Here is a 14,243-nt window from a genome sequence, read left to right as displayed (position 1 = left end):
GGTTTGACGGGAACCCGCCGGAATGGCAACAGGGCCCGCGGGAGTAAGCTTGCGACCATGACGGCGGGCCCCCACGATAGCGGCACAGGAGCGGAGCTGCCACTCCTGGGCCGGGCCGTGGTTTTCGAGAAACTACAGGAGACCCTCCGCGCGGTGCGAAAGGGCCATGTGCGCACTGTCGTGCTCACAGGCCCGCCCGGGTCGGGAAAGACCGCGCTTCTCGATTTGTTCCTGGACCGCTGCTCTTCGGTGGCCCGGGGAGTGCGGCTGCTCTCCGCCACGGGGGACGAGTGGGAAGCCCAGTTCGCCCTTGCCGGCTATTCCCAGCTCATGCTCACCGCACCGTTGCGCTCGGCCAAGGGGGATAACCGTGAGGCAGGGTTCCCCGTCCCTGGCGCCGCCCTCGACCCTGGGCAGGTCCTCAAATATGCCTCCACCCTCAGCACGCACCTTGAGGGGCTGCAGTCGCACGGCTCCGTGGTCGTTGCCGTCGACGACATCCAGCATTTCGACGCCGAGAGCCTTCACATCCTGGTGTTTGCCATGCGACGCCTGCGGGGCAAGCGGATCCTGTTCGTGGTCACTCTGGACCCCAGTCAGGCCGCGCATGTCCCGGCGGGGGTGCTTGGTTTCCTCTCCGGCCACCAAGTTGCCCGTATCCCGCTGGAGCCCCTGTCGCCTCAACACGTCCAGGACCTCGCCCGGCGCTCATTCGGCATTGAGCTGAGTGCCACCGCCGCCCACGGGCTCGTGCGGCACACAGGGGGAACGCCTCAGCCGATTGTCGAGCTGCTGGGTGAGCTGCCCGCGGAAACCTGGCATACGTGGTTCCCCTCCCTGCCACCGAGCTCGCGGGTGCGGGCCAGGGTGCATAGCCTTCTCAGTGCCGCGTCGCCGCACCTGGTCGCCGTAGCCGAAGCCGTGTCCGTTCTTGGACGCTCCGCCGGATTGACGGAGGTCTCCGCTGTCAGTGGCATGGCCTCCGTGATGCAGGCGCTCGACGAGGGGCACAGCGCCGGACTGCTGGGCCTGTCAGTGGAACAGGCGCGGTCCGTGGTGGCGTTCTTCGAGCCCGGCACTGCTGAAGCGGTCTATGAACAGATTTTACCCAGCCGGCGGATTGCTCTGCACCGCCGTGCCGCAGAGGTGGTCCAGGCCGAAGGCGAACGGCTGGGACACCGGGTGTCGGCGACCCCGGGCGCCGACGAGGCGCTGGCCGCTGAACTGGAGGAGTTCGCCCGCCGCCAGGCCCTCCTAGGGGCTTGGCAGGATGTCTCGACCGCGTTGTTTTCCGCTTCCCGGCTCTCCTCGGACGTCCGCTCGCACAACGACCGGCTGCTGAGGGGCGTTGATGCGCTGGTAGGCTCCGGCAACATCGCGCAGGCGCAGATGTGGGCTGCCGCCGTTGACGCCATGCCGTCTTCCCCGCTGCGTTCGTCTGTGCTGGGCTATCTCTCCACCGCGTCGGGGCAAAACCTTAGCGCCCAGTCCCTGCTGGAGATGGCCTGGCGGACCAGCAATCCGGAACGGGATCCGGCTGCCGCCGCCCAGGTGGCCCAGCGCCTGGTGCTGCACGGACTGGCCTCCTGGGACGGTCCGCTCATCACCGGCTGGGCCGAGCGGGCGATGTCCCTGGCGGAACCCGGCACGCCCGCGCACATCGAATCGGAGGCCATTTACGGGCTGGGCCTGTACGCGCAGGGCCGCTTGGCGGAGGCCGAGGCCTCGTACCAACGGGCCTTCGACCATGCCGCGGAGAACGCACAGAAACAGCGCGTGCAGATGGGTGCCGGCTGGTTGGCCTTGCGCCTCGACGACGCCGAGACAGCACTTGTGAATCTCGAAGCGGCGGCTCCCACGGAGTACCGCGGCGGCTCGATGCGGATTTCCCTGTGGGCTGAGGCCTGGTTGGCCCGCACCCATCTTGTGCTTGGTAACTGGGATGCAGCCGCTGCTACCGTGGCCCGCGCATCTGTGCGCCTCGAGAGTTCACAGATGCCGCTGATCCGGCCCTTGCTGTACTGGACCGCCGCTGAACTGTGGTCCATGCGCGGCGACTGGGACAGGGCAAGGTACTACGTCTCCCAGGCTGCCGTGCAGCCGGGAACTTATGGGGCCATGCAGGTGCCGGCCAGTTTGGCCCGAGCCCGTTTCCATGAGGCCCGAGCGGACTACGAGGGCGTTTTGGAAGCGCTACAGCCGTTGACGGAGCTGGACCGATGGACCGGGGAGCGGGTGTCCTTCTGGCCCTGGCAGGACACCTACGTCAACGCCCTCGTGATGACCGATCAGCTTGACACAGCGGATGCTTTCCTTACTGCCTTCGAAGGGGTGCGGCGGGAACGGAACATACCCTCAGACCTTGCGCGGATGGCATGGGCCAGGGGCCGCCTGGTGGCCGCCCAAGGTGATCCCGACACGGCCCGGGAGCACTTCGAAGCAGCCCTAAGGCATCTGGGCGGGCTGAACCGGCCCTATCTGCGGGCTCGGGTGAGCTTCGCCTTCGGACAGAGCATGCGGCGCGCCGGCAAGAAGCGCCTGGCGTCCTCAGTGCTGCGGGTCGCCCGGGATCTTTACGAATCCCTGGGCGCGACCACCTACGTAGACCGGTGCGACCGGGAACTCAAAGCGACGGGGGTTGACGTCGGCAGCCTGCCCGACCCCGCTGACCCCGTGCTTTCCGCAACTGCCCGCTCGCAGGCCCAGCTCACCCCCCAAGAGCAGGCAGTAAGCGAACTGGTGGCCGACGGGGCCACCAACAAGGAGGCCGCCCGTGCGCTGTTCCTGGCCGAGAAGACCGTCCAATACCACCTGACACGGGTCTACGGGAAATTGGGGATCCGCTCCCGCAGCGAACTTGCCGCCCGGTTCCGGGATTCGGACTGAAGAATTGCTTCCACGCGGCCGGGAGCACCTTGTCGTCAGCGCGGGCGGGTCGCCTCCTCTGCGGGGCCTACCACGTCGAGGAAATTGCGCAGCAACGCCGAGCGGTCGTCACGCCGCCATGCGACTGCCAATTCCACCTGGGGTGCGTCCTCGATGGAACAGTAGACCACGCCTTCAAGCTGCAGAGCGCGGACACTTTCCGGAACGACGGCAATTCCGCTGCCGGCGGCCACAAAGGAGAGCATGGTGGAGGTTTCGCCGATCACCTGAGTGACGCGCGGCCGGAACCCCTCACTGCGGCACATATCTGCAGTGGTGCGGTACAGCACCGACTCCGGCGGATAGGCGATAAAGTCCTGGTCTTGGAGTTCGTGTACGGCCACAGGCCGGCCCGCTGCCAGCGGGCTGAAGGAGGGCAGCGCCACGACCAGCTGTTCACGACCCACGATGCGGTATTCGATCTCCGGGGCTGAGACCGGCGGCCGCAGCAGCGCTGCATCCAGCGTTCCGTCCCGCAGGCCGGCTTCCATGGCCGGCGTAAGCATCTCCCCGCGGAGGGCCAGGGTCAAGCCGGGAAGTACCTGCTTGACGCGGCGGACGATGGGGGGCATGACCCCGTAGGTCGAGGAACCGGAGAACCCGACGCGGAGCACGCCGGCCGCCCCTTGGCCGACCTGGTACACGTCGGCCTGGAGCGTCTCCATGGCGTTGACGATGTGCCTTCCACGGCTTAGCAGTTCCTCACCGGCGGCCGTGAGGTCTACCCGGCGGGTGGTGCGGTTAAGCAATTGCACGCCCAGCTGCTCCTCCAGCTGCCGGATCTGCTGCGATAGGGGTGGCTGTGCCATGTGCAGGCGTTTAGCGGCTCGACCGAAGTGGCGCTCCTCGGCGACGGCGATGAAATAGCTAAGCTGGCGGATGTCCATTGTCGATACTGTCTTTCCGCTCGGACCTGGCTGTCTGCCTTCGGGTTATTTATATGCAGAATAGCCTGAATATCCTTCAGTAGTGCATGCAACGCATATAGTCCGGGGTTTGCGGAACAGCCCGGAGCCAGCGGGGACCCAACTGACGAACCGCAGGTCCTCGGATGACCGGGGTGCCCGGTCCGAGACGGCCGGGGGGCCGCTTAAACAGGTCTCCCCGGCAGAGCGACCTGATCAGGAAGCTCTGCCGGGGAGACTACCGGGAATCCGGTGGCCCCTCTGCCCTAGGGGCGGGGTGTACGGGCAGCAGGCACACCGTCGTCGGCACGGTGCTCGGCGATCTCCTCCACCTTGTGCTCAGCCTCCTCCAGCTTGCGCTGGTGAGGAACCAGGACGGTCACGACTGCCCCGACGAGGGCGACGGCGCCATAAATATAAAACGCCGTGGCCCCTCCGATGCCTGCGGCGGCCAACCAGCCGCCGATGATCGGTCCCAGGATCCCGCCGAAGCGTCCTACGCTGGCGCACCAGGCCACGCCAGCGGCCCGGGCGTTCGTGGTGTAGTAGTTCGACTGGAACCCGTAAATTAGGACCTGGGTGCCCAGGGTGCCTACGCCGGCGATGGCGATGAAGGTGAAGAGTAGGGGTAGCGGGAAGCTGAAGGTCATGAGCATCAGGCTCATGGTCGCCAGGACGAAGGTGGAGGCGATGACCCGCTGGGGGCCGCTCTTGTCAGCGACGCGCGAGAGGAGCAGGCCGCCTGCGACGGCACCCAGGTTCAGTGCCAGCGGGAAGAACAGGGAGTATGTACGCCCGTAGCCGTACCCTTCCATGATCTTGGGCAGCCATGTGTTCAAGCCGTAGGTCAGCAGCAGGCCACAGAACGACATCAGCCCGAGCAAAATGGATGCCACAGCGAACTGCCGGGAGAACACCGCGGCGAAACCTGCTTTTTGCGGTGCGGCGCCCACCTCTTGAATGATCCGTTCCTCGACAAGCGGAACGCCGGTGCGCTGGGAAGCGGCCTGGGCCTCCTGCTCGCGGCCGCGGGACAGCAGCCAGCGTGGAGACTCAGGGAGCTTGAACCACGCTATGGGCACCAGCAGGACGAGGGGCAGCGCGCCGATCATGAACAGCCCGCGCCAGCCGATGTTATTGAGGAGCAGGATGCCAATGACAGAGGCAAACACGCCGCCGGCGGGAACGCCGGAGTAAACAATTGCATTGTAGAACTGACGCCGTCCGTGCGGCGCAAACTCAGCCATGGTGGCACCGGCGGTGGCTATTACCACGCCAAGGCCCAGGCCGGTGATGAAGCGCATCGTGCCGAAAGCCATGACAGTAGTGGTCAGTGCCGTGACGAACATACCGACCGAGAACCAGGCAATACCCAGCAGCATCAGCCGGCGACGGCCGAAGAAGTCCCCAACCGCGCCGCAGAACAGGGAGCCGACCAGCACCCCAATGAGTGCCCAGGAACCAAGGATGCCGGCGGTGGCCAGGTCGAAGGCGCCGATCTGGCTCGGGTCGGCCAGCAGGCCGGGCAGGACTGTGCCGTACACGACGAGGTCATAGCCGTCGAACAACAGGGCCAGGCAGATGACGAAGGCCACCCAATTGGCGGTGCGCGCCTCTTTGCGCGGGTCTTCGGCGATGACGATATTCGGTTTGATCATGTCCGGGTCCTCTCTGAGCGGAGCATGTGGCATTACCAAAGCGGGGAAACCGCAGGGGTGTCTGATTACATTTCAGTCTGGCAAAGCCGTGATCTGGATCATATGAGGCAAATGCCCTGACTTTGTCAGGGGTGTAATTCATAGGCCTGAGGTATCAATCCAGTAAAATGGCTCGGTTATGGCCTAAAGTGACAGTGCAGCGCGATGAAGCAGGTGGGGGCGCTCGGGAATTGGACCCGGTCCTGGCCGGCACTGGTAGCCTGCACCGGGGCGCCTGGCTAGAGTGACCCCATGATCAATGCCACGCGCTTGCACTCAGACCTGTCCAGGCTCAATCGGGAGACGGAGATGTTCCTGGCCACCGTCGCGTCCTTGTCCGACGACGAGCTGGCCGCCCCTTCCTTGTGTGCGGGGTGGACCCGGGCTGACGTGGTTGCCCACCTCACGTCCAACGGGCCTGCCCTGGTCAAGCTCATTGATTGGGCTGCCACGGGTGAGGAGCAGCAACTCTATGCGTCTCCGGATGCCCGCGCCCGGGAGATCTCTTCGCTGGCGGCCCTGCCCCGCGAAGGACTCATGATCAAACTGCGGGAGTCCGCCCAGTTCTTTGCCGAACAGGCCCAGCGGCTGGGTGGGGATCTTGCGCTGGGCGAGGTGCATTTGCACGGTAAAAAAATCCCTGCCACGGCTATTGTGGCGCTGAGGATCAGCGAGATTGTCGTCCACCATCACGACCTCGATACGGCCTGGACCATTGAGGAGGCCGACCCGGATTCGCTGCTGGACGCTCTGGAAGCCGCAGTGCGCACCATGCGTGCCAAGAATGCCCCTGGCATGACCCTTGTGACCGAGGAACGGGATGAATGGATCATCGGCGACGGTGCCTTGCGCGTCGCGTCCGACCGTGAGGGCATGCTGGAGTGGCTCGCCCGCGGCCACGCCGAGAACGTTGAGTCCGATGGGCCGCTGCCGGAGCTGCCGTCCTGGTGAGAAAAGCGGCCTGAGGGCCCTTCCGGCACCAAGGGTTTTACCGAGGTTGAGGCTGGGGGAGATTCTTATCGCATGGATATGAATAGGAGGCATTTAAGTCTTTGTTTATCACTAAAATCACGCGTACGCTTTTGAGCCAACAGTGGCGTAAGTATGAACCCACGAAGGAGCGGAGCCTCCAAAGCTTCCTCTTGGCCGTAACTTCCGGGCGCCCGCGCTGCGGTGTACGCCCCTTATGAAAGTGAGTCAACGATGACAACCCAACAGAGTGAATTTGAAGCGAAAGCCGCTGAGTCCGGCAATGCCGCCACGGAGCGCTTCCGTGAGAGCGGCAAGACGGCAGCGCTGGCTGTTCCGAAAGAGCGCGTGTCGCTGTTGGTCAACGAGGTGCTTAGCGCGGTGCATGAGACGATCCGCAAGCACAAGGTGACCTATGACGAGTTCAACGCCCTCAAAGCCTGGCTTATCAACGTCGGTGAAGACGGCGAATGGCCTTTGTTCATGGACGTGTGGGTAGAGCACGTCGTGGAGGAAGTTTCCACCGAGGACCGGGAAGGGAACAAGGGCACCATTGAGGGCCCGTACTACATCCCGGGCGCTCCTGAATTTGAGACCCCGGCGACCCTGCCGATGCGCGAGGATGAGGGCGGTACGCCGCTGCTGTTCCAGGGCCAGGTGCGCGCTGTCGATGGCACCCCGCTCCCGGGCGCACGGGTGGAGATCTGGCACGCCGATGACAACGGCTTCTACTCCCAGTTCGCCCCCGGCCTGCCGGAGTGGAACCTGCGCGGCACCGTTGTGGCCGACGCCGAGGGCAACTTCGCGCTGAACACCGTGCAGCCGGCCCCGTACCAGATTCCCATGGACGGTGCTTGCGGTAAGCTCATCGCCGCGGCCGGCTGGCACGCCTGGCGCCCGGCGCACCTGCACCTGAAGGTGTCAGCTCCCGGGCACCAGCTGCTGACCGCGCAGCTCTACTTCGAAGGGGATCAGCACCTCTCCGATGACATAGCCTCTGCCGTCAAGCCCGAACTTGTCCTGAGCCCCACTGCGCGCACTGACGCTGCAGGCAGCGAGGTCACGTACGACTTCGTGCTCGACGCCGCCCGTTCCTGAAGCACGACCAACGCGCCGAACGACACACGAAGGAGCAAACACGTGCTATTCGCAGTCCGCATGGACGTCACCATTCCGCAGGACATGGATGCACACACCAAGGCAGAATTGCTCGTCCGGGAAAAGGCGTACTCGCAGGACCTGCAGCGCACGGGGGAGTGGCAGAACATCTGGCGCTGCGTCGGTGAATATGCGAATATCAGCATCTTTGATGTCACTGGCAATGAACGCTTGCACGAGATTCTCTGGGGCCTGCCGCTCTTCCCCTTCATGAAAATGGACATCACGCCCTTGGCAGCGCATCCTTCAGACATATCTCTCGAATTGGCTGTAACAACGAACTAGGGATCAGCCAGCCGTCGCTGGTGCGGCACTTTGAAGGGCAAGGCCCCGGCGAGTGCCCGCACCGGCGCCGGCCTGCTGGACTGCAGTCTGTCCGGCAGGCAATGTGTCGGCCGCCAATGTGCAGTCCCGTCATGCCGACCCTGTACTTCATTTCAACGGCATCCACGGATCAGACAAAATTCAAGGACGAACGTGAGGAGTCCGATGGCCCGCGCCCTGACAGAACGCCAGCCCGCGCGCTTGCCGCTCCGGAAGTCCTTCTCGCTGTCCGCCATGACGGCGGGTTTCGTGGCCGTGGCCGTTTCCTATGCAGGCCCCATGCTTGTGGTCATGCAGGCCGCCCAAAGCGCCGGGCTCAGTGAGGGTCATACGACTTCCTGGGTCTGGTCCCTAGCTGTAGCCAGCGGCGTGACGTGCGTGGTGCTCAGTTTCCTGACACGCCAGCCGATAGTGGTGGCCTGGTCCGTACCGGGGGCAGCGCTCCTGTTGACGGCCCTGGGAAATTACGACTACAGCGACGCTCTCGGGGCCTACGTGGCGGCGGCCTTGCTCGCCCTGGTCCTGGGTGTTACCGGGTGGTTCGGACGCCTGCTGGCCATCGTTCCCAAGCCTGTCATGGCCGCCGTGCTGGCGGGCGTACTCTTCCCCTTTGTGCTGAATGCCGTCGAGGCAGTAACCACATCCCCCATCGTTGCCGGCGGACTGGTGGTGGCGTTCCTCATCGGCCGCCGGGTTGTGCCGCGCTACGCGGTATTGCTGGCCATGGCCGCAGGCGCGGTCTTGAGCGTCCTCACTGCGCAGGCCCACGTGCCGGCGTTAACGCTGGACCTGTCCGGACCGGTGTGGACCACCCCGACCTTCAATCCCCAGGCCATCATGGGCATCGCCGTGCCGCTGCTGATCGTGACCATGGCCGGGCAGAACGGGCCAGGGCTGGCGATGATGGGCGCGCTGGGTTATCGGGTCAACGACAAGCTGGTCCTGGGGGCTGCCTCCTTCGCGTGGCTGGTATCGGCCCCGCTGGGCGCACACGGCATTAACCTAGCTGCCATCACCGCCGGCATCTGTGCCGGTCCGGAAGCCCACCCGGATAAGGACCGCCGCTACATGGCAGGTATTTTCTGCGGTTTCTTCTACATCATCTTTGGCCTCTTCAGCAGCGCTGCCGTAGTACTCTTCTCCGCTGTGCCGGCAGCCATGATGGCCGCCCTCGCCGGCGTCGCCCTCCTCGGGGCATTGCAGGCCTCACTCGTCGACACCATCTCGGACTTCAAGGCCAATCCGATCGCAGCGGAGGCAGCGGTCATCACCCTGGTGGTCACCGCTTCGGGGGTGGCTCCGGCCGGCATCGTCTCGCCCTTCTGGGGACTTCTGGCGGGGAGCACGGCCTACCTCGCCCTTCGCCGCTACGGCCGGCAGGCATAGACACGACGGCGGCGCCTTCCGCCGCCGAGCGCTCCGCGGCCCGGCTACTGTCAAGGCCCCGCCGGTGCACCCTCCGGCGGTGGACTGCCCGGCCCTCCGGCCGGGGACTGGGCGGACTCGGCGGCCGCCTTGGCGTGCTCGACCAAATCCAGCCACGGCCCCGTCAAGGCCTGCTCGGGCAGAACGGCCCGGTGCACGCCGGCGCGGATGCTGTAGGTGAAGCGGTCCGGCTGGCCGGAAGGCGCGGTCCGCCCGGAGGCCGGCACAGTGTCCCAAGGGCATGCCTCGATCAGCGGCTGCCAACGGTCCATGTCGTCCGGAGGTGCCGGCAGGACCGTCCAGGTCCGCGTCATTCCGGCGAAGCCGCCGCTGCGTTCGACAGTAATTTTCATGGCAGGAATCTTCATCAGGCCTGGTTCTTCATGGAATGGTTCCCGTGTCCGGCCGCCGCCGGGCCACGAGTGCGGCGGTCCGGGGGAAACCGGATCAGAGCCTTACCTTCACAGTTTCCCACGCAGACCGCACGGCGTCATGCTCGCCGGACCCGGACCCGAAAAAATCCCTGGCCGAGGCTGCCGTGGCGCGGGCAAAGACCCGGAAGGTGGCGTCAGGCCCCAGCGATCCGTTCGTCAGGGTTGCGTACCAGATCCGGGCGGGGGCTTCCCAGGCATTGCCGGCCAGCGCCAGGGCGACGAGGCAGAAGGCACGGTTCGGGATGCCTGAGTTGATGTGGACGCCGCCGTTGTCGGCTGTGGTGTGCACGAAGGAGTCCATCGACTCCGGCTGCGGATCCTTGCCCAGGACGTCGTCGTCGTAAGCGGTCCCCGGGGCCTTCATGGACCGCAGGGCGGAGCCCTGTACCTGGTCGGTGAACAGCCCTTCGCCGATGAGCCAGCTTGCCTCTGTAGCGGACTGGCGCTTCGCGAACTGCTCCACGAGGGCGCCGAAGACATCGGACATCGATTCATTCAGGGCGCCGGCCTGGTTCCGGTAAGCCAGCCCGGCCGAATACTGGGTGACGCCATGGGCCAGCTCATGGCCGATCACGCTCAGGGACTTGGTGAACCGGTCAAAAACCTCCCCGTCACCGTCGCCGAAGACCATCTGGTGCCCGTCCCAGAAGGCGTTGTCGTAGTGGTCGCCAAAGTGGACTGAGGCCTCCAACGGCAGGCCATTGCCGTCGATGGAGTCACGGCCGAAGGCTTCCGCATAGAGCCGGAAGGTATGTCCCAGCCCGTCGTAAGCCTCATCCGCGGCCACATCGCCGGTAGGCGGGTACCCTTCCTTGCGGACCACGACGCCGGGCAGGTCCTCCAGGAACCTCGCGTCGTAGATGGTCCGGCGCGGGCCCGGGATGGGCTGCCGGATGCCGGGGCGGGCAGCCGGTGCGGCTAGGGCCCGGGCGGCGTGGAAGCCCTGGACATGTTGCAGGGCCCTGCGGGCAGCCGCGGCGGCAGCGCCCAGTCGCGGTTCCTCCAGCGCTGCCAGCCGGCGCAGAAGATACGGAGGGACGATTGAACAGTACATGCCAGACCCCTTCTGTGCTTCGGCGGGGCGCACCACGGTGCGGCGGCTGGCTTCAATCCTGCCGGCCGCCGGGAACCCCGCTGCCGATGGGGACAGCCTACGGGGAACGGCCGACGGTTTGCCGGAACCGGGCCTGGCAGCGCCCGCTTATCTGCCGGCGCTCCGGCATTCTGGAATGCGAAAAGCCCCGCCGTTTCAACGAAACGGCGGGGCTTTCAATGTGCCCTCGATTGGAATCGAACCAACGACCTTCTGCTCCGGAGGCAGACGCTCTATCCCCTGAGCTACGAGGGCAATCCAGGGATCCTGCCGTTGCCAGCGGGACGTCCTAGAGCTTAGCAGGAAGGTGCCTGCAAGGAAAAACGGCTCCCGTCAGTAGCCCGAAAAAGAGTCCACGTGCACGCGCCGTGCGCCCGCGTTCCTGGCCGCACGGCGCAGCGAGGAGACGCTGGCGGGGGACCCGGAGATGTAGACAGCGCGGCCGGCAATGTCGGGGACGAGGGCCTTCAAGGAGACTCCGTCCAGCCGTGCGCCGGGGGCGGCGCCCCCGGACAGCAGTGTCCCGGCATCGGTGATGAACGGCGGCGGGACCGAACCGTCAGCGAGGCGTGCCAGGATGCGCGCCCCGGACGCCTGCAGCTCGGCCGCGTAGGCAATTTCGGCAGGATTGCGCGCCAGCAGCAGGAGAACCACGTCCCGGTCCTGCGCGGCGCTGGAAGCCAGATGGGCAAGATAGGGCGTGATGCCGATGCCCGCGGCGATCAGGAGGACGGGGGCCTGGGGGTCGCGGGGCAGGACAAAATCTCCGCCCACGGAGGTGGCGGCCACCTCATCACCAGGCTTCAGATCCAGCAGGACTTTCTTCGCCGCGGACAGGGGCTCCGCCGTCCGGACGCCAAACTTCACCGTCTCCGAACCGGGGGCACTCGTCAAACTGAACACCCGGCGTCGGCCTTTACCGTCGGACTTGGCGTGCGGCAGATCCAGTTCCATGTATTGTCCCGGCACAAACCGGACGGGCCGGGACGGTTCAAAGGCGAACTCTGTGGTGCTGGGCGTCAGAGGACGGGAGCCAGCGAACCGGAGCCTGAGCCCGCCGCGCTGGCCCACAAGGAACGCCAGCAGGTTGCCGACCAGCAGGGCCAGCTCCGGCGAGTTGGCGATGAAACCGAAGTTGTACGGCACTGCGAACACCACACCAACCAGTGCGGCGAGCGCGAGCTGCTGCCAGCGGCGCGGAGCGAGGGTGAGCGGCTCCGTCAGCATAAAGCCGACGAAGAACAGCAGCGGCCGTTGCGCCAGGGCCTGCCAGAGTGCGCTGCCCAGGGTAAGCCCTGCCTGCAGCAGCTCAGCGCTCACAATTGATGTGGCAACCACAAGGAACACGGCCGCCATGAGCAACTTACGCGTCCGGTAGAGCACCAGGAGGACGCCCGGGACCAGCAGCCACAGCATGGCGGGGGTCGCCGCCCACCACGTCGCGATGTTCAGCCCCGTCAGCCCAGTGACAAACGCCCCGGCGGCGGCGGGGTTGAAGATGTGCCGGCCACGCCAGGCCAGCGCGTATTTCGAGGCGGAGGCCAGCACACAGGCCAGGGCCACTCCCGCCACATCCAGGGGCATAAAGGAGGGCCAGAACAGGAAATACAGCAGCAGGCCGGTGATCAGCGACGATTCGGAATGGGGGCGGACGTGGAAAAGGGCAGCCAGCGCGCGGTTGGACACGTAGGTCAGGCCAAGGCACAGCACCAAGTGGACGAGCATCTGCGGGATGCCGAACGTGAGCCAGCCAAGGGCATTGAGCAGGAGGCTGTATGCGGCAAGGGCTGCCAGCACCAGCAGGATCAGCCGGTACATCGTGTACTTGCCCAACAGGGTGCCCAGCCGGCCGGCAGTGAAAACGGCAGTTGCCTTGGGGGCGTCAACGGGGCTCATGAGAACAGTGTCCCTTCAAATCCGGCCGAGTAGGCAGCACTTCCATCAGAAAAAACCGTCAGCCAGGAAAAATCGAAACTCTGTTCCAGCTCGCTGCCCGGAACAAAGAACAGGGCGGTGGCCAGAGCATCAGCAACCATGGTGCTTTCCGCCATGGTCCACGTGGCTACCGCCGTGCTGACGGGCAGCCCGGTGGTGCCATCAAGCACATGGTGCAGGCCGTCGCCCCATGCCCGTCGGTTGGAAGCTGATGCGCACAAGGCGCCGCCTGCCAGCGGCACGGTCCCGATGGCCCTCGCAGGATCGTACGGGTGCTCCAACGCCACGGACACCGGATCAGGACCGCGGTGCAGCAGGTCGCCGCTGGCATCAATCACGAAGGAGTCCACGCCGCAGGACCGCAGCTCAATGGCGAGAAGGTCCACCAGCTGCCCCTTACCGGCGGCACCGATGTCCAGGACCAGGGGAGCGGAGGTGGTCAGCACACTCCCGTCCCACGCCAGGACGTCCTCCCAGCGGGGTGCCGGAAGCGCGGACCCCGCAGGCCGCAGGGAATAGTCGGCGTCGTACCCGAGGCGCTCCAGGCTGCCGCCGATCAGCGGCGTCATTGCACCGCCGGTGATGTCATACAGCGAGCGGTACAGCCGGCCAAGGTCCGCCGCTTCCGGCGGCAGCTCATACCGCCCGGGCTGGCGGGCCATGGCACCGACGGTCGAATCGGACCTAAACCGGGACCAGTCGCCGTCGTACCGCTCCACCAAGGCGAGCAGCCGGGCACGGACGCTGGCATCAAGCGGACGGGGGGTGGAGATTTCCCAACGGGTTCCGATCCCGTCGAAGCGGAAGCCCTCCGGGTTCGGCACGGCCTACTGGGCCTCGGCCTTGATCTTGTCCAGGGCCTGGTTGAAGCCGCCGCTGGTGAGCGAGGATCCTGCCACCTTGGAGACGTTGAGTTCGTCGATGCTCTTGCCCACAACCTGCGCTGCGATCCCGCCGGCGAACTCTCCCTGGAATTTCCGCGTGTTCGGGTTCGAGGGGTGCTGGGTGATGTTCACGGCCGTGACCGTGCCTGCGGCGAGCGTCAGCTCAACCCCCACGGTTTCGGTGCCGTTGGGGGAAACATAGGTGCCGTCAGCGCTGTACGTGCCGTCCTGGTAGAGGGAGGCGCTGCTGGCCAGCGATGATGCCGTGCCGGAAGGGGCCGTGGTGGCGCCGGACATACTGTCGGAAGTCGCAGCGGGCGCCGCGGGCGTGGCCGACGGCGCGCAGCCGGCCACCGTTCCAGCGAGGGACAGGCCGGCGATGCCGACGAAAACACTTTCGCGGACTGACGGTCTCATGATGGGGCTCGTTTCGTGGGCTGGGTGCTTACGTGTACTCAACGTCGGATTCAGCGTAATGGTTCACCCTGTGAATC

12 protein-coding genes and 1 tRNA gene are annotated in these 14,243 nt (G+C 65.7%); 5 read left to right on the top strand and 8 right to left on the bottom strand.

Annotated features, from left to right (window positions below; genetic code table 11):
• Positions 1–57 precede the first annotated feature (57 nt).
• Complete coding sequence (locus NG696_RS19180; protein ID WP_252565016.1) at positions 58–2,886, top strand: AAA family ATPase; 2,829 nt, start codon at positions 58–60, stop codon at positions 2,884–2,886.
• A gap of 35 nt (positions 2,887–2,921) precedes the next feature.
• Here NG696_RS19180 and NG696_RS19175 read toward each other — a convergent pair whose 3' ends face one another.
• Complete coding sequence (locus tag NG696_RS19175) at positions 2,922–3,812, bottom strand: LysR family transcriptional regulator (RefSeq protein ID WP_252565017.1); 891 nt, start codon at positions 3,810–3,812, stop codon at positions 2,922–2,924.
• A gap of 284 nt (positions 3,813–4,096) precedes the next feature.
• The gene (locus tag NG696_RS19170) at positions 4,097–5,488 is read right to left on the bottom strand and encodes an MFS transporter (RefSeq protein ID WP_252565018.1); all 1,392 of its coding nucleotides are present in this window, start codon (positions 5,486–5,488) and stop codon (positions 4,097–4,099) included.
• Positions 5,489–5,779: 291 nt separating this feature from the next.
• On the opposite strand from NG696_RS19170, the gene NG696_RS19165 reads away from it, so the two are divergent.
• From NG696_RS19165 to NG696_RS19150, 4 genes are all read left to right on the top strand, one after another.
• Positions 5,780–6,478, top strand: a complete 699-nt coding sequence (locus NG696_RS19165; RefSeq protein WP_252565019.1) for a maleylpyruvate isomerase family mycothiol-dependent enzyme — start codon at positions 5,780–5,782, stop codon at positions 6,476–6,478.
• A gap of 252 nt (positions 6,479–6,730) precedes the next feature.
• A complete protein-coding gene (gene catA, locus NG696_RS19160; RefSeq protein WP_252565020.1) occupies positions 6,731–7,594 on the top strand; it encodes a catechol 1,2-dioxygenase in 864 nt (287 codons plus the stop codon).
• Positions 7,595–7,636: 42 nt separating this feature from the next.
• Positions 7,637–7,939 carry a muconolactone Delta-isomerase gene (gene catC, locus NG696_RS19155; RefSeq protein WP_252565021.1) on the top strand — a complete coding sequence of 101 codons (303 nt, stop codon included), beginning with the start codon at positions 7,637–7,639 and terminating at the stop codon, positions 7,937–7,939.
• Between the two features lie 204 nt (positions 7,940–8,143).
• The gene (locus tag NG696_RS19150; protein WP_252565022.1) at positions 8,144–9,364 is read left to right on the top strand and encodes a benzoate/H(+) symporter BenE family transporter; all 1,221 of its coding nucleotides are present in this window, start codon (positions 8,144–8,146) and stop codon (positions 9,362–9,364) included.
• Positions 9,365–9,414: 50 nt separating this feature from the next.
• On the opposite strand, the gene NG696_RS19145 is transcribed toward NG696_RS19150, so the two are convergent.
• The 6 genes from NG696_RS19145 to NG696_RS19120 form a co-directional block, all read right to left on the bottom strand.
• Complete coding sequence (locus NG696_RS19145; protein WP_252576385.1) at positions 9,415–9,756, bottom strand: protealysin inhibitor emfourin; 342 nt, start codon at positions 9,754–9,756, stop codon at positions 9,415–9,417.
• Between the two features lie 94 nt (positions 9,757–9,850).
• On the bottom strand, positions 9,851–10,891 hold the full coding sequence (locus NG696_RS19140) for a M4 family metallopeptidase (protein ID WP_252565024.1): 1,041 nt from the start codon (positions 10,889–10,891) through the stop codon (positions 9,851–9,853).
• Positions 10,892–11,112: 221 nt separating this feature from the next.
• Positions 11,113–11,185, bottom strand: a tRNA-Arg gene (locus tag NG696_RS19135).
• A gap of 78 nt (positions 11,186–11,263) precedes the next feature.
• Positions 11,264–12,826, bottom strand: coding sequence for a ferredoxin--NADP reductase (locus NG696_RS19130; protein ID WP_252565112.1), 1,563 nt, complete (start codon positions 12,824–12,826; stop codon positions 11,264–11,266).
• The gene (locus NG696_RS19125; RefSeq protein WP_252565113.1) at positions 12,823–13,689 is read right to left on the bottom strand and encodes an FAD:protein FMN transferase; all 867 of its coding nucleotides are present in this window, start codon (positions 13,687–13,689) and stop codon (positions 12,823–12,825) included. Before NG696_RS19125 ends, NG696_RS19130 begins: the two co-directional genes overlap by 4 nt.
• A 3-nt stretch (positions 13,690–13,692) precedes the next feature.
• Complete coding sequence (locus tag NG696_RS19120; RefSeq protein WP_252565114.1) at positions 13,693–14,166, bottom strand: FMN-binding protein; 474 nt, start codon at positions 14,164–14,166, stop codon at positions 13,693–13,695.
• Between the last annotated feature and the right edge of the window lie 77 nt (positions 14,167–14,243).

The organism is Pseudarthrobacter cellobiosi (assembly GCF_023913755.1).
Taxonomy (GTDB): domain Bacteria; phylum Actinomycetota; class Actinomycetes; order Actinomycetales; family Micrococcaceae; genus Arthrobacter; species Arthrobacter cellobiosi.
This window is presented reverse-complemented; position numbering and strand designations above follow the sequence as displayed.